Annotated in this window: 22 protein-coding genes and 1 pseudogene; 9 read left to right on the plus strand and 14 right to left on the minus strand. The window is 65.4% G+C overall.

What is annotated here, in order from left to right; translation table 11 throughout:
- Window positions 1-110 precede the first annotated feature (110 nt).
- Window positions 111-1,664: a B12-binding domain-containing radical SAM protein gene (locus tag XBLMG947_RS03965; RefSeq protein ID WP_065466484.1), complete on the plus strand. Its 1,554-nt coding sequence runs from the start codon at window positions 111-113 to the stop codon at window positions 1,662-1,664.
- Window positions 1,665-1,720: 56 nt separating this feature from the next.
- Window positions 1,721-2,935 carry a nucleotidyltransferase family protein gene (locus XBLMG947_RS03970; protein WP_065466485.1) on the plus strand — a complete coding sequence of 405 codons (1,215 nt, stop codon included), beginning with the start codon at window positions 1,721-1,723 and terminating at the stop codon, window positions 2,933-2,935.
- A 103-nt stretch (window positions 2,936-3,038) separates the two neighbouring features.
- On the opposite strand, the gene XBLMG947_RS03975 is transcribed toward XBLMG947_RS03970, so the two are convergent.
- The 14 genes from XBLMG947_RS03975 to XBLMG947_RS04040 all read right to left on the minus strand — a co-directional run bounded on the left by XBLMG947_RS03975 (window position 3,039) and on the right by XBLMG947_RS04040 (window position 16,791).
- On the minus strand, window positions 3,039-4,151 hold the full coding sequence (locus XBLMG947_RS03975; protein ID WP_065466486.1) for a glycosyltransferase family 4 protein: 1,113 nt from the start codon (window positions 4,149-4,151) through the stop codon (window positions 3,039-3,041).
- Window positions 4,148-5,278 carry a glycosyltransferase family 4 protein gene (locus XBLMG947_RS03980; protein ID WP_065466487.1) on the minus strand — a complete coding sequence of 377 codons (1,131 nt, stop codon included), beginning with the start codon at window positions 5,276-5,278 and terminating at the stop codon, window positions 4,148-4,150. Before XBLMG947_RS03980 ends, XBLMG947_RS03975 begins: the two co-directional genes overlap by 4 nt.
- A 124-nt stretch (window positions 5,279-5,402) precedes the next feature.
- On the minus strand, window positions 5,403-6,101 hold the full coding sequence (locus XBLMG947_RS03985) for a class I SAM-dependent methyltransferase (RefSeq protein ID WP_065466488.1): 699 nt from the start codon (window positions 6,099-6,101) through the stop codon (window positions 5,403-5,405).
- Entirely contained in the window at window positions 6,098-7,333 is a 1,236-nt protein-coding gene (locus XBLMG947_RS03990; protein WP_065466508.1) for an amidohydrolase family protein, read from the minus strand. Before XBLMG947_RS03990 ends, XBLMG947_RS03985 begins: the two co-directional genes overlap by 4 nt.
- Before the next feature lie 12 nt (window positions 7,334-7,345).
- Window positions 7,346-8,188: a class I SAM-dependent methyltransferase gene (locus tag XBLMG947_RS03995; protein ID WP_065466489.1), complete on the minus strand. Its 843-nt coding sequence runs from the start codon at window positions 8,186-8,188 to the stop codon at window positions 7,346-7,348.
- A gap of 286 nt (window positions 8,189-8,474) precedes the next feature.
- On the minus strand, window positions 8,475-9,326 hold the full coding sequence (locus XBLMG947_RS04000; RefSeq protein WP_065466490.1) for a Wzz/FepE/Etk N-terminal domain-containing protein: 852 nt from the start codon (window positions 9,324-9,326) through the stop codon (window positions 8,475-8,477).
- 44 nt (window positions 9,327-9,370) lie between these two features.
- The gene (locus XBLMG947_RS04005) at window positions 9,371-10,504 is read right to left on the minus strand and encodes a hypothetical protein (RefSeq protein ID WP_065466491.1); all 1,134 of its coding nucleotides are present in this window, start codon (window positions 10,502-10,504) and stop codon (window positions 9,371-9,373) included.
- Window positions 10,501-11,451: a glycosyltransferase gene (locus XBLMG947_RS04010; protein ID WP_065466492.1), complete on the minus strand. Its 951-nt coding sequence runs from the start codon at window positions 11,449-11,451 to the stop codon at window positions 10,501-10,503. The genes XBLMG947_RS04005 and XBLMG947_RS04010 overlap by 4 nt, the downstream gene beginning before the upstream one ends.
- Window positions 11,448-12,701: an O-antigen translocase gene (locus tag XBLMG947_RS04015; RefSeq protein ID WP_065466493.1), complete on the minus strand. Its 1,254-nt coding sequence runs from the start codon at window positions 12,699-12,701 to the stop codon at window positions 11,448-11,450. The genes XBLMG947_RS04010 and XBLMG947_RS04015 overlap by 4 nt, the downstream gene beginning before the upstream one ends.
- Window positions 12,698-13,810, minus strand: a complete 1,113-nt coding sequence (locus XBLMG947_RS04020) for a DegT/DnrJ/EryC1/StrS family aminotransferase (protein ID WP_065466494.1) — start codon at window positions 13,808-13,810, stop codon at window positions 12,698-12,700. The genes XBLMG947_RS04015 and XBLMG947_RS04020 overlap by 4 nt, the downstream gene beginning before the upstream one ends.
- Window positions 13,810-14,721, minus strand: a complete 912-nt coding sequence (locus XBLMG947_RS04025) for a GNAT family N-acetyltransferase (protein WP_083992837.1) — start codon at window positions 14,719-14,721, stop codon at window positions 13,810-13,812. Before XBLMG947_RS04025 ends, XBLMG947_RS04020 begins: the two co-directional genes overlap by 1 nt.
- Before the next feature lie 7 nt (window positions 14,722-14,728).
- On the minus strand, window positions 14,729-15,682 hold the full coding sequence (locus tag XBLMG947_RS04030; protein ID WP_065466496.1) for a glycoside hydrolase family protein: 954 nt from the start codon (window positions 15,680-15,682) through the stop codon (window positions 14,729-14,731).
- A 3-nt stretch (window positions 15,683-15,685) separates the two neighbouring features.
- Window positions 15,686-16,357, minus strand: coding sequence for an acetyltransferase (locus XBLMG947_RS04035; RefSeq protein WP_065466497.1), 672 nt, complete (start codon window positions 16,355-16,357; stop codon window positions 15,686-15,688).
- Entirely contained in the window at window positions 16,354-16,791 is a 438-nt protein-coding gene (locus tag XBLMG947_RS04040) for a sugar 3,4-ketoisomerase (RefSeq protein WP_065466498.1), read from the minus strand. The genes XBLMG947_RS04035 and XBLMG947_RS04040 overlap by 4 nt, the downstream gene beginning before the upstream one ends.
- 304 nt (window positions 16,792-17,095) lie before the next feature.
- Between XBLMG947_RS04040 and XBLMG947_RS04045 the strand changes: the two genes are divergently transcribed.
- From XBLMG947_RS04045 to XBLMG947_RS04075, 7 genes and pseudogenes are all read left to right on the plus strand, one after another.
- Window positions 17,096-17,719 carry a cytochrome b gene (locus XBLMG947_RS04045; RefSeq protein ID WP_245228098.1) on the plus strand — a complete coding sequence of 208 codons (624 nt, stop codon included), beginning with the start codon at window positions 17,096-17,098 and terminating at the stop codon, window positions 17,717-17,719.
- Between the two features lie 83 nt (window positions 17,720-17,802).
- Window positions 17,803-19,146 (plus strand): cytochrome C, encoded by a 1,344-nt coding sequence (locus tag XBLMG947_RS04050; RefSeq protein ID WP_065466499.1) that lies wholly within the window; start codon window positions 17,803-17,805, stop codon window positions 19,144-19,146.
- 26 nt (window positions 19,147-19,172) lie between these two features.
- Window positions 19,173-19,565, plus strand: a complete 393-nt coding sequence (locus XBLMG947_RS04055; RefSeq protein ID WP_065466500.1) for a c-type cytochrome — start codon at window positions 19,173-19,175, stop codon at window positions 19,563-19,565.
- A gap of 430 nt (window positions 19,566-19,995) precedes the next feature.
- On the plus strand, window positions 19,996-20,805 hold the full coding sequence (locus XBLMG947_RS04060) for a TorF family putative porin (RefSeq protein ID WP_245228099.1): 810 nt from the start codon (window positions 19,996-19,998) through the stop codon (window positions 20,803-20,805).
- 51 nt (window positions 20,806-20,856) lie between these two features.
- On the plus strand, window positions 20,857-21,450 hold the full coding sequence (locus XBLMG947_RS04065; RefSeq protein WP_181093093.1) for a sigma-70 family RNA polymerase sigma factor: 594 nt from the start codon (window positions 20,857-20,859) through the stop codon (window positions 21,448-21,450).
- The gene (locus XBLMG947_RS04070; protein ID WP_065466502.1) at window positions 21,447-22,103 is read left to right on the plus strand and encodes a zf-HC2 domain-containing protein; all 657 of its coding nucleotides are present in this window, start codon (window positions 21,447-21,449) and stop codon (window positions 22,101-22,103) included. Before XBLMG947_RS04065 ends, XBLMG947_RS04070 begins: the two co-directional genes overlap by 4 nt.
- A pseudogene (locus tag XBLMG947_RS04075) lies at window positions 22,100-22,670 on the plus strand (serine protease); the annotation flags it as partial. The gene XBLMG947_RS04070 and the pseudogene XBLMG947_RS04075, both read left to right, overlap by 4 nt.

Consider the following 22,670-nt stretch of genomic DNA (forward strand, 5'->3'; position numbering starts at 1 on the left):
CAGCCGGTGTGTGCTGCGTTTCTACCGAAAGGTTGCATCGCCGGCGGCCGCGTCTGCTCGCACTGCTACGCAACCAAAGGCGCCTGCAGGCGCACCTACTGCCGAGCCGAATGCCGGTGTCTGCGCACGCCGCCGCTGCGCCCACCTGGCGACAGAACGAGAGCCTTGTGCAGATGCTAAAGATCCAGGTCAGTCATTCGTATTTCCTGCGTTACGATCCCAAGCAATGGGAGCGCGGCAAGCCCTATCCGCCTCTGGCGACGCTGCAGATCGCAGCGCTGCTGCGCGAGCGTGGGCATGCATTGAGTCTGTTCGACGCAATGCTGGCAGACGATGTCGAGGACTACACCCCTGCACTGCGCGCTGCGCAGCCGGATCTGGTGGTGTTTTACGAAGACAACTTCAACTTCCTTACCAAGATGTGTTTGAGCCGGATGCGCGAAGCTGCCTGCCGCATGATCGGGCAAGCGCGCGCCGCCGGCTGCCGCGTGCTGGTGGCAGGCTCGGATGCGTCCGACAACCCGGATGTGTTCCTGGCAGCAGGCGCGCACGCGGTCTTGATCGGCGAAGGCATCGCTCCGTTGATCACGCTGCTGGAGCGCGTCGAAGCGCAGCCGGACATTGCCACCGAACAATGGCTGGCAGGCGTTGCGCAGATCGCCACCAGCGAACCTGCGGTTGTGCGCGTGCATCCCGGCGCACAACCACCGGACGCACGCCTGAGTGGCCTGCCGGCATGGGATCTGGTCGACATCCCGCGCTACCAGCGTTTCTGGCAGCAGCGGCACGGCTATTTCAGCTTGAACATGGCGGCCTCGCGCGGCTGCCCATTCCGTTGCAACTGGTGCGCCAAGCCGATCTGGGGCAATCACTACAAACGCCGCGGCGCCGAAGAGGTAGCTGCAGAAATGATTCACCTCAAGCGTCGTTTTCGTCCCGATCATATCTGGATGGCCGACGACATCTTCGGCTTCCACATCGATTGGGTGGAGACGTTTGCGCAGCAGTTGAGCGATGCCGACGGCGCGATTCCCTTCACCATCCAGACCCGCGCCGACCTTGCCAGCGAACGCATGGCCGCAGCGCTGGCGCGCGCCGGTTGCGCGGAAGCCTGGATCGGTGCCGAAAGCGGCAGCCAACGCATTCTCGACAAGATGACCAAGGGCACCCAGGTCGGCGAGGTGATCGCCGCGCGTGAGCGCCTGGGCGCGCAAGGTATCCGCGTGGGCTTCTTCATCCAGCTCGGATATCTGGGCGAGGAGCTCGACGACATCCTGGCCACGCGCGCACTGGTGACGCAAGCCAATCCGGACATCATCGGGGTCAGTGTGTCGTATCCCCTGCCCGGCACAAAATTCTACGAAGAAGTGAAGAATCAGCTCGGCAGCAAGACCCATTGGCAGGACAGCGACGACCTGGCGATGATGTTCCGTGGCGCGTACGACTCCGAGTTCTATCGCAGCGTGCGCGATCTGTTGCACACGCAGGTCGACCTGCAACAGGCGCGCGCCACGATGGCGGCCGATGCGTTTGCGCAGGCATCGGATCAGCTGGAAGCGCGCTGGTCCGCCTTGATCGCCAGCGCAGGTCGGCACCGCACCGAGCCGCTGACCCAAAGTACTGCGCGTCAGCCAAGGCAACTGGCCACTGTGCTGGTGGGCTAGCACTCGCTCGTTCCCATCTTCCTTCGTTCGACATTCCGCCTGACCGGACCACGCGCATGCAGCCTTCCCTTCGCACCATCAAGCACCACCTGCACACGGCGACCGAACGTCTGGCTCAGGAACTGGCCCAGCCGGGCGACGCATTGCCGCAGTGGGACCGGCTGCAATGGCAGCTGGCTGCAGCAGCAGCGGCAGCGCATGGCGTGTCGCCGCTGCTGCAGCGTCGCTCGTTATGGCAAAACGCCGAATGGAACAGCTTCCTCAGAGAGCAGCGCGACCATGTCGAAGACCGCCATCGGCGCATCGCGCTGCTGCTGACCCGCATCGATGCAGCCGCACGCAGCGCCGGCATTGCGCTGGTTGGTCTGAAAGGCACCGCCCTGCATCGACTGGGCGTGTATCTGCCCGGCGACCGCCCAATGGCCGATATCGATCTGCTGGTAGAACCGGACGACGCGCCCGCGGCCGCAGCGCTGTTGTGCGAGCTCGGCTATGTCGCCTCTTTCGCGCAATGGAAACATCAGGTCTTCAAGCCGCAGCAGGGCGAGGCCGTTGCTGGATTGGGCGAACACCGCGATGCGCCGATCACGATCGAATTGCATACGCGCATCCAGGAACGTCTGCCGGTGAGCAGCGTGGATATCACTGACCGGATTCGGCCAGAGCACCCGCAACCGGGCTTGAACGCCTACCCGTCCATCGGTGCATTGATGTGCCATTTGCTGCTGCATGCGGCAGGCGGCATCTGCCACCGCACCATTCGCTTGATGCATCTGCATGATCTTGCATTGCTGACCACGCGCATGGGCCCGCGCGATTGGGAAGAATTGTGGGAAGACGCCTCCATGCCGCCGTGGTGGGCGCTGCCGCCATTATTGTTGCTGCAACGCTATTACCGCGCAGTGGTACCGACTGCGGTGATGGCACGCCTGCAGGCAGCCTGCCCTGCACTGTTGCGCCTGCGAGCGGCACGGCAAACGCTTACTGCCGCATCGTGTTCCAATCTGTGGCTGTCGGCCTTGCCTGGGATCGAATGGTCGCGCTCGTTGGGCGAAGCACGGCAGTATCTGCGCAACCGCGTGGTGCCTTCGGCAGAAAGTCGCAAGGAGCGTACGGACATGCTGCAGACGCAGTTATGGCTGCAGGATCAGCCTTGGGTGCGGCAAACGCAGGCGCGCCGCCTGATGACGCGCTTGACCAGGCCAGTGCCGCGTACGGACATGCTGTATGTGGTGCGTGCGGCGCTGGCTAGCTATCTGCAGCCGGCATGAGCGTGCAGTTTCGGGCTCCGCAGGCAACACGCCGCGCCTTCGAAGAGTAAGTGCAAGCGCTCCGAAGAGCGCCCCTCGCTCGTTGCCACACGCATCAGGGCACTCAACGCAGCGGTCGCCGCTCACACAGCTGGCAATACAGCTGCTCGAACAGGCGCGCGGTCAATGCAGCGTCTTCGCGGACAGCGCGACATTGCGCCGCCCAGGCCAGACGCAAGCGTAGTTCGTCGTCGCCGAGGACCTGGCGGATGGCCTCGGCCATCCCGACCCAGTCGCCCGGTGGCACTGCAAGTGCGGAAATGGGTGCCCATTCGACAAGATGCCCCACCGCAGTTCCCACCGTCGGAACACCGGCAACGGCCGCTTCCAGCAGCACCAGCGGCCCGGCTTCGTGCAACGAGGACAGCACCAACAGATCGGCCGACAGCATGATCGGGCGCAGCTCGCGCTGGGTCTTGAAGCCGAGAAAACGCACCTGTTGCTGCAAACCAAGTTGCTGCACCAAGCGCTGCATGGCGCCGTCCAATGTATCGACGCCGACCATGTCCAGGGTGAAGGCGACACCGGCGCGTTTGAGCGCGGCCATCGCCTGCAACAAGGTGGTCTGATCCTTGACCGGATTGAGGCTTGCTACATGCAGCAGGCGCGCAATGGATTCGGTACGGACCCGCGGCGCGGCAGGCAGCCAGGCGCGCAGATCCACGCCCAGCGGCACGCGTTGCGCCGCGATGCCCAGTGCCTGCAACGACGCGATGATGGGCGCGCTGGCCGCGGTCACCCGATCGGCAAGCCGCAGGATCACCGCTTCGCGCAGACGTCCGCGCCACTTGAGACGACCGCCGTAGCCGATACGGTACAGGGCGACCAGCTCGCCGCCGGCGATATGCACCACGCTGGGACGGCGTAACAGCTTGGCGGCGGTGACTGCGATCAAACTGCAATAGCCGGAAAAAATCGCCTGGATCACATCGAACGGTGCGCGCCGGTGTTCGTCGACGATGGCGGCGATCGCGCGCAGGCGCGTGCGGCGAGCACCGATGTTATGCACCGTGGCGCCGCGCAGGCTCCAGGTATCGGGCTGCGGCTCCTGGTGCAGCACGAACACGTGCACCTCATGGTTGCGTGCCAGCCAGTGGATCAAGGTCAGGAACACCGGGATCACGCGGACTTCTCCGCTGCGATCCACACCTCCCGGGACCACCAGTGCCAGTTTCATGCAGTGCGCTCCGGCGCGGCAGCGCGTAATTGCGTGTAGGCCTGCGCCCAGCGCTGGCCCACTGCGGCAAACGAGAGGCGTGCGTCGAAATGTGCGCGCACCTGCGCACGCGAGGGCCGCTGCCGGCAGACGCGCAGCAACAGGTCCGACAATGCCGATGCATCGCCTACCGGCCACAACGCGCCCACTGCGCCATCGTCGCTGAGCGCACGGAACGAAGGCAGTGCGGTGAGCAGCGGCAGGCAGCCGCAGGCGTAGGCTTCCAGTGCGGCATACCCGCAGCTTTCCGTGTGGCTGGCAGAAACGAACAGGTCGGCCGCACGCAGCAGCGCCTGCACGCGCGCATGCTCGACCTTGCCCAGCAAGTGGACGCACCCCGCCAGCTGCGGGTCGTCGCGCAGGCGCTGCTGCACCTGCTCCATCAGCGGCGCCTGGTCGAACACGCACCACAACCGCAACCCCGGCAGGCTGCGCGCGGCGATGGCCACTGCATCGAGCACGCATAACGGGTCCTTGGCTGGACTTAAATGCCCGATCCACAGCACACACGGATCGCCGTGCAAGTGTGTCTGCTCGCGTGCCTGCAGCTGATCGCCCGGGGTAAAGCGGCTGCTCGATTCCGGAATCGCAAACAGCTGCGTGCAGCGGCGGAACAGGCGCGCCCGCATGAATGGCTGCGCCAGCTCCAGCGAGGTGAACGCAATGCCGGCCGCCGCCGCGTAGCGTGCGCGCCATAGGCTTCTGCTCCACCAGCGCGGCGGCCGGTTGGCGTGATCCTGCAGCAGGACTGGCACCTGCGGCAGCAGGCGCGCCAGACGCCGCGCATCGCCGGCAAATTCCAGACCATGCACATGCAGCACATCGGCATCGGTCTCGCGCACCAATGCGGCCAGCGTACGGGCGCGGCGTGCGCTGCCACGCTGCAGCAGATCGGCAAAGCGATAATCCACGCCCTGGCGGCGAAGACGCGTGTTTAAGGTGGATGCCTGGATTACCGATACCTGCACGCCAGCGCTGGCGACGGCCTCGGCGATGTCGGCCAACGATGGCCATTGCGCGAACACCTGCTCTGCGCTCAGACCATCGGGCGAGGGAACCAGATTCAGCTGTGCGACGCGCAGGCTCATGGGGCCGACTGCGCTTGTACGTGGATCAATGCAACGACGCTGCCATGCGCCGCTGCAGTCGTAACGGATCGCTGACGGGCGGCACTGACTTCACCCGCAGCCATTGTCCTGTGCGATGTCTTGTTCACGCGACGCGTCGCAGCCGCAGTACCAGCGCAACCGGCACGTGCAACGCCGTCTGATCGAAACGTGCGCTGGCCGGAATATCCGCCGGGTCCAGCATCGGCTCGGCGACCGCTTCCACCGCAAAGCCGAGTGCAGTGCATGCCGAATGCCAGTGACTGTAAAGGTGCTGGGTATGCCGCACCGCGTAATGCCGCCCATCGGCCTTAAAGTCGCGTCGCCAGCCCAGTGCGTGGCCGATCGGATGCACGTCGCTGCACAGCACAAGACCGCCGACGCGGGTGACGCGATGCAGTTCTTCCAGCGCAGGCCACAGCCGTTGCAGATGTCCCACGACCAGGCCACACACACTGAGGTCGGCGACCGCATCGGCCAGTGGTAGCTGATCCAGACTGCCCTGTTGCAAGACGAAGCGTGCGGCCTGCCAGTCCTGCGCGAGCTCGGCGCCGGCACGCAGCAACATCTCCGGCGATAGATCGACGCCGGTGACGTGCCGCGCGCCGCGGCGCAATGCGTGCAGCATGTAACGGCCGCTGCCGCAGCCGGCGTCCAGCACATGCTGGTCCTGCAGGCTGGCCGGCATCAATGCAAGCATGGCGCGTTCTTCGGCCAACATCACCGGGTTGTGCGCATGCGGCGGATAGGCCTGCGCCCACAGCGCATAGGCCGCGGCGGGTTCGAGCGCCGGCACTGCGCTCACGAGATAGCTCCGGTGGCTGCCAGCGCATGCGCAACCTGCACGGCGGCCTGCGCAGGTCGTTCCAGCGCCACGCGCTGCAGGCCGGGTTCGAGCGCCAGTACCGCCGGGTCGGCCAGCCTGGCATCGAGTAGCTTGGGCCGCCCATCCAGCAGCACCGGCACTGTCTGGATGCCGGCCGCGTCGAACCACGGCGCGAAATCCGGATCGGCGATGCGCGGTTTGCCGTCACGGATCACCGCACGCAGATCACTGCGGTCGCAACCGATGACGCTGCTGGCGGGCTCGCCGCCGCGGTCGCGCACGATCAGCAGATCTGCAGTGGCGCCCGGTGCAATACGCCCACGGGTGGCCATGCGCAGGATGCGTGCGGCGTCGCTGGTAACCATGCCAAACAGCAGGTCCGGCGCTAACCCACTCTGGCTGGCGATGCGCAGTTCTTCCAGCAGGTCGCGTGCGCCGCTGAGGCGCGAATCGCTGGCCAGCGCCAACTTGCCGGCCATGCACAAGCGCCATGGATCGAGCGTGCGACCGAGCAGCGCCTGATTGCTGGACGGACACCAGACCACGGCTGCGCCGCGCGCGATCACCCGCTCGATATCCTGCTCCCCCATGCCCACACCATGGATCAACACCGTGTTGGCGGCCAGGCAGCCGAGCCGGTCGAGTTCATCGAGCTCGGCACGCGCTACGGCATCGGTGCCTTCGGCCAGATGAATCATCCAGGGATGCGCGGTCGGGGTTGCGGCGAAACTGCCTTGTACCGGTGGGCCGTAGCCGGTCCAGCCCAGCGCGTAGCTCCAGCCGAATTCACGCAGCAGGCTCACCGGGAAATGCGCTTCATCCAGGGTTGCGTGCCATGGGTCGTGCTGGGCCACGCAGGTGACGCCGGCCAACAGATTCTTCAAGCCGCCATGGCGCAGCCGCACGGCTTTAGGAACGCGCAGTGCGGCGGCGACGTCGGGGTGCTGAAAATGCACCTGAAACGCCTCGATCCACGCATAGCTATTGGCGAACGGCGCGGCCTGCGGCAGCGGCGGCACGCAGTTGACCTGCAGGTGCTCGTGCGCATTGATCAGGCCCGGTGTCAGCACATGCCCTTGCAGGTCCAGGCGCAAGGTACCGGTGCCGAGCGTGCCGCCAAAGCGCCCCGCGTGGATGGTCACGGCGGTACGCGACGGACCCGCCAAGGTCATCGCGCGTGCTCCTTGCAGACAGACATCGGCCATGGCCATCGGCATCTCCACTCAACGCTTGCGCATCACGATCAGAAAGTGATCGCCCATATCACGCAGCAGCGGCAGCCCGCCCCAGCGGTCGTCGCAGCGTCCCAGACGCTCGGACAGGCGCGGATGGCGTTCGCAGAAATCCACCAGATACGGGGGCGGCAGGAACAGGCTCAAGGCCCGATAACTGTCCAGCACGAAATGCTGTTCGAATGCGCGGTAGAACTCGCGCGGCAGGTGGTACCAGGTCCAGATGGTGTGGCCGTTCATGCCAACCGCAATTGCCCCCTTGGCGGCGCGCACCGCGGCACGCGTGAAGCGCCTGCGCAAGGCATAATGGCCGATTTCCCACGGACAGATTCGCCCGATCACCGAAAACACCAGGCAACCATCGGCGCGCAACAAACGCGCGCATTCGGCCGCGACGGCCGGCAGATCCGGCGCGCAATTGAGCGGGCCGAAATTGGAATACATGCCATCGAAGCTGCCTTCCAGCTGATCGAGTTGCTGGATGCCGACATGTGCGGCAGTGAGCCGTTCTTCCAGCCCGTGCGTTGCGGCGCGATGGCGGGTGCGCTCGACCATTGCCGGCGACCAGTCGGTAGCAAGTACCGAATATCCGCGGCGTGCGAATTCGCCAGCATCCAGGCCGGTGCCGCAGCCCAGATCGATCAACCGCGAGCCGACCGGCAGCTCGGACGCGACCGTGTCCCACAGCGTGGTACGCATGCGCTGGATCAGCGCATTGTTGCCACGCGGGCCATCGTAGTCGGGAGCAACGCTGTCGAACGCACGTTGCGTCTCAAGCAGTTGCTCCGGCGCCACCGTGCCGCCCCGCGCCGCATGCTCATTAATTGACGACATGCGCAGCCCCCCACACCAGTCCTGCTGTTCTCACCACACTCTCCCGGCGCAACGCCGCCGACGCGGCATCGCTTGATAGACCCGTGAGTGCCAGGTGCTGCCGGTTTGGTTGCAGCGTGGTGGGCGATGGTCACGCGGGCTCAGGCGATCGCACGCCACACGCATGCGTTGGCTCGACCTGCAGCCATGCCAAGTGCGGCTTGCCTTTCGCACGCGCTACAGCGTGGCGCCTGCGGGATGCGCGCGGTCAAACCCAGCGCAATGCGCCGATACGCCACCGCAGTCGTCACGCACCAGCAGGTGCGGCAGCCCGCACACGGCGACGTACCGCATTGCGCAGCACCGCGACCAGCACGCCCAGCCCCGCCCCGGCAAGCAGGCCCGCTGCCCAGGCGGTGATCGCATTGGGATAGGCCCGGCGGTCGGGCACGTACAGCGGCCACGCCAGCGAGGTCTGGTAGGTGTAGCGTGTGGTCAGGCGGGCGATCAGATCCTCGCGCTCACTCTTCAACCCGCGGATGGTGGTGTTGCTGTCGGCGAGCAATACGCCGGCCAGGACCTGCGCCGGCGTGGCAGCGGAACCGCCCTGCCCGGCCTGCAACTGCCGCTGCAGCTGCTCGCGATTCGTGGTGGCCGCACGCAGATCCTCGCTCAAGCCCTGCAGCCGGGTGCGCGCCAGATCGAGCGCAGCCGCATTGGTGTCGCCATGCAACCTCTGCAGCTCGGTCACGGTGGCCATGGCCAGCGTCCGCGCCTGCTGCGCCGATGCGGCGCGGATGGTCACACCGATGAGATTGGCGTAAGGATCGGGGTCCGGCTTCAGGCTGCTGCGATAGAGCTGTGCAGCGCGGCTCTTGAGCGGCACCTGCGCCTGGCGCAACACCGCGTCCTGGAAGAGCCGCGTTTTCATGCGATCGATCACGCGCTGGAACGGTTCGACCTTGGGGTCGCGCCCGGCCGGTGTCGGGCCGATCTCGCCGACCTGGATCCACGCGGTGGCCTCCCATTGCGGGGTTGCCACGCGCAGGAACGCAAACGTCAGCACAAGCACCACCACCAACGCAGCCAGCGCCCAGCGCCATTCACGGCGCAGGATGCGCCACAGGTCGATCAGATAGATTTCGTCGTGTTGATTCATGGGCTACGGCTCTGCAACGGGGCGATGAATGGAGTGCTGCACACTTACGCGGCAGACGGATGAGCGGACAGGCGGTTGGGCAGCACCACCGTGGAGGCATGCAGCACCAGGCACAGCGCGATGAAGCCGAAGTTGGTCCAGGTGAATGCCTGTGGTGCGAATGGCGACATCAGGCAGGCGTAGGCGATGCGCAGGAAAATCAGCACATGGAAGATCGACAGCGAGCCGTTGAGCCGGCGCACGCTCCACACCAGCCCGGCATACAACGCCAGCAACGCAAGCAACGCGCCGGGAGCGCCCCACGCCATCAAGAAGGGAAAGAACTCGGTGCCCACATTGATGTTGGGCGCATCCAGCGGAATGCTGGTGCCTGCGGTTGCAATCGAACCACTGAACGGCACCAATTGATTGACCAGAAAACTGGCGTTGACATAGCCCTTGGCCAGAATGGCGCCGAAGTTGTACGGCCCGGCGCTGATATAGAGCAGCAACCACTGCACGCCCTGCGGCATGGCGCGGTAGAACGCACTGAACGGCAACGCCACCGTCGCCAGGGAACCGGAACGCAACGCGCCAAGGATCGAAAACACCCCACCACCCGCCAGAACGAGAAGGCCGATGGTCTTCCACGGCAGCCGGCGCGACGGGTCGCGGCGCAGCAACATCACCAGCACGAACGAAAACAGGCCGGCGAAGATGCGGTTGCGGTCGATCACCACGATCGGGAACACGAACCCCAACGTCACCATTGCTGCACGCAGCCCACGGTGGCGCACGCACAGCAGGGCGATCGGCGGCAGGATCCAGCACATATTGGAGATGTGCCGCACATGCGCGCGCAACGGGCTCAAGGTGGCGTACGACGATGGATCGTTGAACAACGGAATGGGAAACAGCACCACATCGGCAATGCAGAACACCGTCACCGCCGCGGCCAATACCATCGCCAGAAACGCATCGCGGGTTCCAGCGTAACGGTAGTTGCAAAAGCGCTCGACAGGTGGCAGCTGCGTGCGCAACGCCACATCGAGCCCGAAGGTAGCCGCTGCTGCAAGCGCCAGCAGCACGATGCCTTCCAGGTAGCCATCGGGTAATGCGTACGTCAGCCACGTCAGCGCGCAGCTGATCAGCATCGGCAGCGCCAGATAGGTCGCGGGACGGCGCATCAACGTATTCATGCGAGCTCCGCCGCGCGTGCGGCACGTTTCGGACACCACCGGGCCGTGAGCGACAGCCACCCGTAGAACACTAGATGCATGGCCACCTGGTGCGGCCGGCGCCGCAGAAATGCCACCTTGGCTGCGATGTAGTGTGCCTGCGCCTGCAGCAGCATGCGGTCGGGCCCGTCGAACAACGGCACGCAGCGCAGCGCCACCTGCCGCGACTCGCGCAGATTGGCGATGCGTGTCGGCACATTCACCGTCTTGCTGAGGTTGTTGCCATGCAGGCGGTAGGCGCACACCGGCAGATCGATAAAGCCCAAGGCATTGCGTGCGGCAAGACGCAGGAAGAAATCCCAGTCTTCTATCCGCAGCGATTCGTCCCAGCCGCTGCGGGCATCGAAGGCACTGCGCCGTAGCAGTGCCACCGCACCACCGACTGCCCATTGCCGTATCACCGCGCGACGGATGCCGGATTCGGAGCGATACAGGCTCCTGTCCACCCCGTGCAGATCGCGCATGGCGCTGTCGTGCAGCAGTCGCCCATGCCCATCGACCACGCAGGCATCGCCGATCACCGCAAGCTTTTGCGGATGCCCGCGCAGGTAGCGTACTTGTGCGTCCAGCCCGCCTGGCAGCAGGTAGTCGTCGCTTGCGCCAAGCCGCAGGTACTCCCCGCGTGCGCGCAATACCAGTTCGTTGAGCGTGGCGGCTACGCCACGATTCTCGCGTTGCACGAAGTGCACCGGTAGCCGGGGCCCTTGGTCGCTGATCCACTGGCTGATCTTTTCGGCGGTGGCGTCGCTGGAGCCATCGTCGATGATGACGATCTCCTTGCACGGATACGGGTCGTCCAGGACGCTATCCAGGCAACGCTGCACGAAACGCTCATGGTTGAAAGCCGGAATCAGCACCGACACCAACGGCCAGCGTGCACATGACGATACAGCCGCCTGACCGTTCATGCCGTCCGTCCCAGGTAGCGCCGCACCACCACGATGTTGAACAACAGATACAGCACGTAGTTGGCGGCGAAGGCGTACATCGCACCGATCAACCCGAACTGCGCAGTGAACAGATACACCAGCGCCAGATAGCTCGCCGCAAACACGCATTCGGAGACCACGAACAGCCGTGTCATCGCCTTGGCCAGCATCACGTACGACAGAACGAAGGCCGCAATCTTGATCACATCGCCCAGCAGCTGCGGACCGTACAACGGTGCCGCAGCGGCAAATTGCGTATCGAACAGCAGCCAGGTCACCCAATCGCGGCACACATAGACGCCCAGCGCCATCACGATCACCGCCGGCATCACGTAGCGATAGGCGCCGCGCAGCTCCTGGCCCAGGGCTTCAGAGCCGCGCAGCGAGGCCAGCTTGGGCAGGTAATACACATTGATGGCCGTGGTGAAGAACAGCAGATAAGCGTCCGAGACCCGGCTCACCGCTTGCCAATACCCCACTTGCTGCCAACCGAACTGCAGCGCCAGATGATCGCGTACCAGGAGCGTCACCAGTTGCGGCACTAGCGTCGAGGTGAGCGTCATGATCGAAAATGCGGCCAGCTGACGGGTCATCTGCGCATCGAAGCGCATGCGCCACATCGCAGGCAAAAAATACGGGCTACGCCGCAGCGCCGGCACCGCAGCCAGCAACCACAGCATCTGGCCCAGCACCAGCGCCAGCAACGCACCCTGCAACTGTGCCCGGCTGGAAAGCCAGGCCACCAGCGCAACGCTCAGCAGAGCGCCGGAGACCTGCACGAAAGCGAGCCGCCGCACATCCATGAAACCGTTGATCACCGCCAGCATGTAGTTGAGCAGTGCGATGCCCAACTGCGCGATGGCCAGCACGCAAATCAGTGGGCGGTAGCTCGCATCGCCCAGCAGGCGCTCGGCGATCGCGCCACTGAACACCACCGCCAGCAGCGCCATCACGCAGGCAGCGCAAAAGGCGTACCACAGTGCCGCACTCAGCAAGCGCGCCAGCGCGGGCGCGTCATCGCGGTACTGCGCCACGTACTTGACGATGCCGGCACTGATGCCGCCACCGGCCAACACCGCCAGGACCGACATCAGGTTGAGAAACTGGCCGAGCCGGCCCACGCCTTGGGGCCCGGCATAGACGGCGACCAGCTTGACCACGACCAGGGCCGCCAGCAGCTTTGCCAGCGTTGCAACGCCGGTGTAGGCGCTGCTGCGCACGACATTCATGTGCCGCCGCCGAACGACTGGCAGGCGGCGATCACCTGCGCAATCGCTGCATCATCCAGCGCCGGCCCCATCGGCAGACTGAGCACCTCCTGGTGCAGGCGCTCGCTGAGCGGCAGGCAGGCCTGGCCCAAGGTGGCGTACGCTGGCTGCCGGTGCGGCGGCACCGGATAGTGAATCTGCGTCTGGATGCCCTGCCGTAGCAGATGCGCCTGCAAGGCATCGCGCTGCGGGCTGCGCACCACGAACAGATGCCAGACGTGCTGCTGCTCGGCGACCACGGTCGGTAAAGCAATCAGCGGGTTGTCGATGCCTTGCAGATAGCGCTGCGCCACTGCACGCCGCAGTACGATCTCTTCTTCGAGATAGCCCAGTTTGACACGCAGGAATGCAGCCTGCATTTCATCCAGGCGCGAGTTCACGCCCTGGCAGAGGTGGTGATACTTCACTTCCGAGCCGTAGTTGCGCAGTGCGCGAATCCGCTCGGCCAGGCGTGCATCCGAGGTCGTCACTGCGCCGCCATCGCCCAGCGCACCGAGGTTCTTGGTCGGGAAGAAACTGAAGGCCGCTGCATCGCCGAAGGCTCCGGCGCGCCGACCCTGTGCGCTTGCACCATGGGCTTGCGCGGCATCTTCGAGCAGCAGCAGGCCATAGCGATGGGCCAGCGTCTGCAGGGCCTGCATATCGGCCAGCTGCCCATACAGGTGCACCGCCATGATGGCGCGCGTGCGCGGCCCGATGGCCTTCTCCACCCTGGCCGGGTCGATGTTGAAGGTGATCGGGTCCGGCTCCACCGGCACCAGCACCAGATGGTTCTGGCTGATCGCCAGAAACGTCGCGATGAAGGTATTGGCCGGCACGATGATTTCGTCGCCTTCGCGCAAGACGCCCAGCTCGCGGTAGCCGCGCAGGATCAACGCCAACGCATCCAGCCCATTGCCCACGCCGACCGCATGCGCGGCACCGCAATAACTGGCGAATTCGTCTTCGAACGCCGCTAGCTCCTTGCCGAGTACATACCAGCCGGCATCGATCACCCGTGCCGCAGTGGCTTTGAGTTCATCCGCATAGCGCGCATTGACTGCACGCAAATCCAGGAAAGGCACATCCATTACAACGTCCATCGATAGAAATCCTGCACCACGGCGCGCGCGCCGAAGCGTTCCTTTTGCTGTACCAGACCTTCGTTGAGCACCTGTCCACCCTGCTCGGTCGAGATACCAAAGCTGAAATACTCGCGCTGCGCATACACATCGGTGATCAACTCGGCCAGCAGCAGACTCAAGGCGTCCAGCTGGCGGCCTTGCTCGGACACCGCCAGATATTGGGTGTGCACACTGCGACCGAAATCGAAGACCAATGCGGCCGCCATCAATTGCCCGTCAGCGCGCGCCTCATGCAACACGATCTGCTGCGCAAACCGGCCTTGCAGCAGTTGCAACTCATCCAGCCGATGCGTTGGTGCCGCGCCATGCCGCTGCAACACCTGAGTCAGCAGCGCATGGAAGTCCACAAGCTGGGTTCCGCGCTGAATCTGCACGCCCGCCTTGCATGCCTTGGCGATAGACCGCCGCCGCTCGGCACTGAATGCAAATGGCTCGCGTAGCGCAATCGCCGACGACAGGTCGCGACGATACAGTTGTGCGTCGACCCGATGCAGCGCGTACAACTCCTCTTCGGCCGGGTAAGCATGAAAAATATGCGGCACCGGCTTGTACACGATGTCGCGCACGCCAAGCGCACGGTAGTGCGCGGCCATCTGCTCGAATACCTGCAAGGTGGCACCGGCACGCAGCGCCATCGACGACAACAGCCCGGCATACGTCAGCCCGGCATGGCTGCTGACGCAATCGCCCTGCACGTTGGCAGGGAACACCGCCACCACCTCGCCCCCGCGCTCGACCAGCAAGGAGGCATCCACAAACCGTTCGGTGTGATAGTCCATGTAGCCGCGCCGATGCAGCAGATTGCCATTCCGCGAGGACGCCACCAGAGCGTCCCACGCCGGCGCATCGCCTGGCACGTACGATCTAACCGAAAACATGCTCGCCCTGTAACTGCACCGGTAACGCCGCATCTGCCAGGCCGAAGCCGGCCTGCCCCATCGCATTGCCGTTGTAGAACATCAACACGCGCTCGCCGTGTTGAATCAAGGCCGGGTAACACAGCGTCTGCGCATCCCAGCCGCCCTCGGACAATGCAAGCCCCAACTGACTGTCGTCGCGTTCCCAGTGCACGCCATCGCCACTGAAAGCGATGCCGGGGACGTAGCCTCCGTGGATATCGCCGCGGGTGAAATACATCAGATAGCGTCCGCCAAACCGGTACACGCGTGGGCGCCCGATGCGGTATTCATCGCCACGCGGACGCAGGCACACCGCATCATCGGTGGGGATGCAGCGCAGGTCGTCGGTGTCTACGTGGCGGATGTGGTAACGCGGATACGGCTGGCCGCCGATCGTTTCCCAGTCATCGCCCACAGCGTACCAGAGCCGCCAGCGGCCCTGTTCGTAGCGCGCCGAATGCACGGCGGCAATCGTGCTGCGCCCAGGCGCGCGATCCAGCAAGGGCGTTTCCTGCCGACGCTGAAAGCTCTCGCCACCATCGCTGGACACCGCCAGACCGGTAAAGGCGAGAAACTTGGCCTTGGCCACACGCTGGAAGCCGACATAGAACATGTACAGCCCATCCGGCCCGGCCACCACATCGCCAAGAATCATGCCGTTGTCGTCGAAGCACCCATCGCGGCCGATGTCTAGAACCGGCTGTTTGCTGACGCCGACGATCTGCGTCGGTGCATCGGCGCTCACATCCACATAGCCGATTCGGCTCACGCCCTGCGCATCGCGGAAGCCGGCATACACCCGCAACACCTGCGCAGACAACCGGTACGGGGTCGGCGTCAGCGCGGCCTGGTGCATCCAACCGCCGACGCCATCGCGTGCAACGTCGAACACCAGCCCGCGTTTGTTCCAGGCAAACACGGCTCAGAGCTCCACATCGAAGCTGGACCTGCCCGCCACCGCACGCGCCGGCGACCCCACGTACACACGCTCGGCTTCGGTATGCCGGGTCACCAGTGCGCCGGCACCGATGATGTTGTTTACGGCAATGTGCACCTTGTCGCTGAGCGTGGCGTTGACGCCGATAAAGCTGCCCTGCCCGATCTGGCAATAGCCGGAAATCACCGCATGCGAGGCGATGAATACATGGTCCTGCACCACCGTGCGGTGGCCGATATGGTTACCGCTCCACAACACGCAGTTGTCGCCGATGCGGGTAAATGGCTGGACGACGTTGCCCTCGAAGATGAAACAGTTGGCGCCGATGTGCGCGTTATGCCAGACGAACGCGCGCGAACTCACATAACTGGCGCAGCGATAACCGCGCTGCACCACGTCCTGGAAAAAGCGCGTGCGCAGGCGATTGAGTTGCGTTGCCGGAATCGCGACGAACACCGCGTACTGCTGCGGCGGGTAGCGTTGCTCCAGCTCTTCGTAGGGCACTACCGGCAGTTCGGCCAGCGTGGGCTGCGACAGGAAGTCGCGTTCCACGCTGAAGGCCACCACCGTGTAGTCGCTGTCGTGCTGGAAGTATTCGCAGGCGATCTGCGCGAACTCGCCAGCGCCGATGATCACCAGTGGTTTTGGCGCGCTCATGCTTCCAGCCTGCAGGCTTGCGGCTGCATGCCATTGCGCACTTCGCTCACGAATTGGTCGTAATCCAGGATGTAATCGCCCGGATCGTAGAACTGGTCGGCGAGCACCATCAGGACGCAGTCGGCGCTGAAGCGATGCAGATCGCGCCACACCATGCGGCCGAGCAGCAGGCCCTGCGAGGGGTCGTCCAGCACCACCTCGCGGGGGCCATTGCCGTTGCCTTCGTCGAGCAGAATCGTCACCGAGCCGTGCAAGGCCACTGCAAGTTGATTGAGCCGGCGGTGCGCGTGCTGGCCGCGATGTACGCCGTCGCGTGTGCCGAACAGGTAATACACGCGGCGGATCTCGAACGGGACATTGCGCTGCTGCTCCAAGGAAATGAGCAGTCCGCGATCGTCACCGTGGGTATGCAACTGGATGCGTTCGATGGCCATGATCGGAGAGGCGTAACCGCTGACTGCACGTAGTGCGACATGCCTGAGTGCGTCGGGTTGCGCGAAAGGTTGCGCGCGGCCGCGCCCCTGCGAAGCGCTGTACGCGCAAGCGCAGTTGAACGTATCGCACCACCTCGATGTGCAGCGCGCGCGAGCGACCTGCCACGACGAGGCAACCTTTTTCCGACGTTGCCGCACCCATCGGTGCACGTTCACCTGGCCGCCGTTGGCCGGCGTGGGGAGCCAGGCCTGGCAGCACAGCGACGCTGCCGGAACCAACGACCACCACCAGAAGACAGATCAGATGAGTTCATCCCCCCAGCGGCCCGTCAGCGCTCCCGCCAACGGCGCAGCAGGCACCTCGCCATCGGCAGAACAGGCGCCCGCAGCCGCGCGCGTGCTGCCCTTGCCCAAGGCGATGCGCGTGCTGCACTGGCTCACCGTGCTGTGCCTGACCATGGCGGCCACGCTGATCCTGCTGCGCGCCGAATTAGATGGCCGCGCCTTGCGTCAGTGGCTGCTGGAAGGTCACCGCCACTTCGGCCTGCTGGTCCTGGTGTTGTTCGCCTTGCGCATCGGTTTGCGCCTGCGTCTGCGCACGCTGCCACCCGGCCCGCCGGCGTCGCTGCCGATGCGTCTGGCCGCTGGTGCCACGCATGCGGCGATGTACGGGCTGATGCTCGCGCTGCCGTTGCTGGGCTGGTCGCTGAGCAGCGCGTACGGCAAGCAGGTGTATTTCTTCGGCATTCCCCTGCCCGGGCTGGTCGCACCGGACGGCGACCTCGGCGACACCCTGGGCACCTGGCACGTGAATGCCGCCTGGGCGCTGCTGGCGCTGGTGCTGCTGCATATCGGCGCCGCGCTCTGGCACCACCTGGTCTTGCGCGACGGCCTGCTGCGCCGCGTCTTGCCGGGCAAGCGCGCATGAACCGCCGCACCCCACCGTCTTTGATCCGTTTCCTCTCCCGTTCCCGCACCGCTGCATCCCGCACCGTCGAACAAGGACTTTCCATGCCCGCTTCCCAGACCGCCCCGCGTCGCACCGCCACGCGTACCGCCTCCCTGACGTCCTTGTTATGCGTGTCCGGCCCGTTGCTGCTGCTGGCCAGTACGCAAGCGCAAGCAATTCCCTCGTTCGCACGCCAGACCGGCGCGTCGTGCGCGGATTGCCATGTCGGTTCCTACGGTCCCTCGCTCACGCCCTACGGCATGCGCTTCAAGCTCGGCGGCTTTACCGATACCGATGGCGACGGCACCAAGATTCCGGTGTCCGGTCAGCTCACCTGGTCGCGCAACAATCCCAGCCGCGGCGACAGCAGCTCACGTCTGCGCGAAGCCGATCTGTACCTGGGCGGCCGCCTCAACGACAACATCGGCGGCTATTCGAAGATCCGCTCCAACAACAGCGGCAATGCGACCTTCGATACGCGCCTGGACGATGTCGATCTGCGCTTCGTCAGCAAGCCGTTCCAGATGGGCGGCAAGGACACCATGATCGGCGTCAGCGTCAACAACAACCCGGGCATCTCCGACCCGGTGCACGTGTTGCCGAACGCCTCCACGCTGACCCCGGCCTCCAATGGCGGCGCGTCCACCATGCTCAGCTCCTCGGCGCTCTCCAATCGGGTCATCGGCGCGAGCGTCTATGGTCTGTACGACCGCAATTGGTACGGCGAAGTGGGCAGCTACAGCGCGCTGTCGCCGTCTGCGCAGGACCGCCTTGGCTGGCCGGTCAACGGCGACCCGGGCAAGCTCGGCGGCACCCGCTATGCGCGTCTTGCCTATATGAAGGACATGAAGCGGCAGTTCTTCTCGGTGGGCCTGACCGCACTCAATACCCGCCGCCAGCCCCTGCGTATCGGGCCCAGCGACGACCTCACCGATTTCGGTTACGACCTGACCTACCAATTCCTGGGCACCCGCGAGCACGTGCTGTCGCTGGCCTACGTCAACATCTACGAGCGCCGCAAGTACGGCAACCCGTTGATCCCGACCGATCCCACCATGCCGGCACTGGACCGTGGCAGCGTGCGCGATCAGACCCTCAGCATGAACTACGCCTTCAAGCAGACCTACGGCGTGCTGGCCGCGCACATGATCAACACCGGCTCGTTCGATGCGGCGCGCTATTCGCCGGTGGGCATCCCCGACACCACCAGCAATCTGATCCTGCTGTACTGGACCCCGTTCGGCAAGGATGGCACCTACACCTCAATCGCCAACCTGCGCCTGTCGGCTGGCTGGTTCCGGTTCGACAAGTTCAACGGCAGCACCTCCAACGTGTTCGGCGGCCCGCCGATCACCAATCCGCGCGACCTCGACAGCTTCACCCTGTCGGTCAACCTGGCCTTCTGACCCCTCCCGCACCTGTCCGGATCCACATGAACTCACCCCGCAAGCTCTCCCTGTTGTGCGTCCCGCTGGCTGGCCTGTTGCTGGCAGGCGCATTGCCCGTACCCTCGGCACACGCAGCCGACGGCGCCAGCACCTTCCTCACCGAATGCGGCGAATGCCATAGCGCCAAACAGGGCAAGAACAAGAAAGGCCCGTCCCTGTTCGGCGTGGCCGGCCGTCCTGCCGGCACCGTTGCGGACTTCGGCGGTTACTCCGACGCGCTCAAGAACAGCAAGTGGACCTGGACCCCGGCCCAGCTCAAGTCCTATCTGTCGCAGTCTTCGACCAAAGCACTGCCGGGCACCAAGATGAAGTACGACGGTCTGGACGACCCGAAGGAGCTCGATGCGTTGATCGCCTACCTCAACACATTGAAATAGGGTCGACCAGCGCGGGATGGCGCGGCGTCCGAGGGGGCGGACCGATGGCGCGCCCAACCGCAACACGCATGCATTCCCCGTGGTTCCTGTTTCCGGAACCGCGGGAATGCCGCCTGCGCAACGCCAGTCGCTGACGGCGTGACTCCGCCGCGTGCCAACGCTTCCAGCCGCGGCAGCCTGCCAGTCGGCCGCTTGGCTTGCCAGGAGTTGCAGGCAAGCGGCACCGGCAGCCAGGACGGATTCGCCGCTGCCTGACGCGGTGCCTTCGCGTATACGGACGGAATCGCCGCCCCCGAGGTGGTCTCTCCCAACGTCCTGGGTCACCATCGCGTCCCTGTCTGACACCCAGCACCACGCCATTGCCGACCGTTCCAGTTTCCAAACAGCTCCCCTCGCAACCGCGACGCCACCGTGCCCGTGGCGTTTTTTCGTGGGCGTCCTGATGGGCAGTGCCGCACGCCACGAACGCTGCGAGGCGCTGTCAGCCGCGTCTGCCTGGCTGCCGGGGCAGCCGCGGGTGCGCTGTCAACACAACCCGTCCGGCAGGTTGCTGCCGTGGCTGCTGCTCGCGCTGGCAGCGGGCTCCAGCGGCTTCGCCTTGGCCAACGACCTCGGCGGCGCAGTGGCGGTGACCTCCAGCCTGATCGACCGCGGCATCTCGATCGCGCCCAACAAGGTCACCGTGCAGGCGGCGGGCTACTGGCTGCCCGCCCCCGGCTGGTCGGTCTCCACCTCGGTGGCGCTGCAGTCGCCGGCCTGGAACGACCCGGTGGCGATCACCGCCCAGGCCGGGCGCGCCTGGATGCTGGACGACCGCTGGCAGATGCAGGTCAGCCTGCTCTATTACGGCTACCCGACCGACCGCGCCACCCGCACCTTCGACCGCCAGGAAGCCAGCCTGGCCTGGTCCTACCGCGACCTGCTGACGTTTTCGCTGTCCACCTTCAACTTCCCGCGCGCCAGCCAGTCGCCCTGGAATGCGGCCTTCGACATCACCGCCAACGTCCCGCTGCGCAACGATTTCAGCCTGTCGCTCGGCGCCGGCTCGTCGCGTTTTCCGGCCATGGCCTACGGTGCGGCGCGCTCCGGTCGCTATCAGTACGGTCAACTCGGCCTGATGTGGAGCCGCGTCGGATGGACGTTGAAGGCCGAGCGCGTCCTGACCAGCGGCAATACCCCGCGCATGCAGGGCGGCCCAGGCGAAACGCCGTGGTTGGGCACGGTCTCCAAAACCTTCTGATCCACACACAACCTTTTGCCTGCCTACGCGCACTGACGTGGGTTACCCGCCATGCCTGCCTTGATGAATGACACCGACACCCTAGGCGATGCCACCGACCGCATGCTGTTGCGCCGCATGGCCGCGGGCGACCGCGACGCGCTGGCCAGCATGTACCACAGCTACCACGGCCGCCTGTGCCGCTTCCTGTCGCGCCTGACCCGCCGCCCGGACATCATCGAAGAAGCCATCAACGATTGCTTCTGGATCGCCTGGCAGAAAGCCGGCGACTTCCGCGGCGATTCGCAGGTGTCCACCTGGATCATGGGCATCGCCTACCGCTGCGGACTCAAATGCCTGCGTCAGCATGACGGCGAAGCCATCGACGACACCGCCGTTGTCGAAGACCACGCCCCCAGCACCGACGACAACGACGACCGCGAACTGCGCGACTGGCTGGACAAGGGCATGGAACGGTTGTCGCCGGACCAGCGCATGGTGGTCGAACTGGTCTACGGCGTCGGCCACAAACTCGAAGAAGTCGCCGACATCATGCAGTGCCCGGTCGGCACGATCAAAGCCCGGCTCTTCCATGCCCGGGTCAAATTACGCAATGTGCTGCCCGGCCTGGCCGGCGGCGCCCCTCATACGGAGACCATGCAATGAAGACGTTTTTCATCGCGCCTGGCAAGGAATGCTCGCACGCCTGGGAATTGATGCCGGCGGTGCTGTTGGACAGCGCCACCGAGGAAGAGAGCACCTGGCTGATTGCTCATGTGGCCAAGTGCGCCTCCTGTAGCGCCGAATTCGCCCAGCAGAATCGCTTGCGCCAGGCATTGGCGCTGCCGTCTGCAGTCACGCTGGATCCGAACGCCGGGCTGCAACGCCTGCTTGGCCGCCTGGATGCACCGGAGCAGCACACCGCGCCTGCGCGCGTGCCGGCAGCGCGCCGGTCCGGCAGCTGGACGGTGCGGGCTCTGGCCGCTGCGGCGCTGGTGCAGGCCATCGGGCTGGGCGTGATGGGCGTCAGGCTGGCCTCGCCCGCCCCCACGCACGACTACCGCACGCTCAGCAGCGCCACCACCATGCCGGTGCCGCAGGGTGCCATCCGCGTGGTGCCGGACGCCAACATGACCGTGGCCGACTGGGACCGGCTGCTGCATGCGCAGCAGTTGCAGGTGGTCGGCGGCCCCAACGAGATGGGTGCCTACACCTTGGCGCCCGCCCTACCGCAGCCGCCGGCCCAACCGCAGCAGACCGTGCAGCAACTACGCGCCACCCCGGGCATCCGGCTGGCGGAGATCGTCTCGGCCCCATGAATCGCCTGCTCGCCATCGGCCTGATCGCCGCGCTCGCCGGCCTGGGCGCGCATCACAACGCGCACGCTGCTGCAATGCTCCAGGAGCCGGCGACGGAGGTTGACGGCGCTGCCACGGCGCCGGCCGATGCGCAGGTGGCCGACAGCAGCCGCGACATCCTGCTGGCGGTGGCCAACCCGCTCGCCGCGCCGCCAGCCCGCGCCGGCTCCAGCCTGATCGGCTACGCATCCAGCTATTACGGCGCCGGCCAGAAGGCTGCCGCGCGCATGGACAGCATCAAGCAGCGCTACAAGCTGCGCGAAGTCTCGGCCTGGCCGATCACCTCGCTGGGCCTGTATTGCGCCGTGCTGCAACCGCCGCCGGGCGTGTCGCGCGATGAACTGGTCAGTGCACTGGCCGACGACGAAGGCGTGGAATTGGTGCAGCCGGTACAGGACTTTTCGGTGTTCTCCGCCGATGCGGCCGAGAAGACCACTTCGCTGTCCAGCTACAACGACCCGTATGTGGACATGCAACGCGGCTTCATCGACACCGATGCCGCCAGCGCGCAGACCGTGACCCAGGGCC

Origin of the sequence: Xanthomonas bromi (assembly GCF_900092025.1) — a bacterium.
GTDB lineage: Bacteria > Pseudomonadota > Gammaproteobacteria > Xanthomonadales > Xanthomonadaceae > Xanthomonas > Xanthomonas bromi.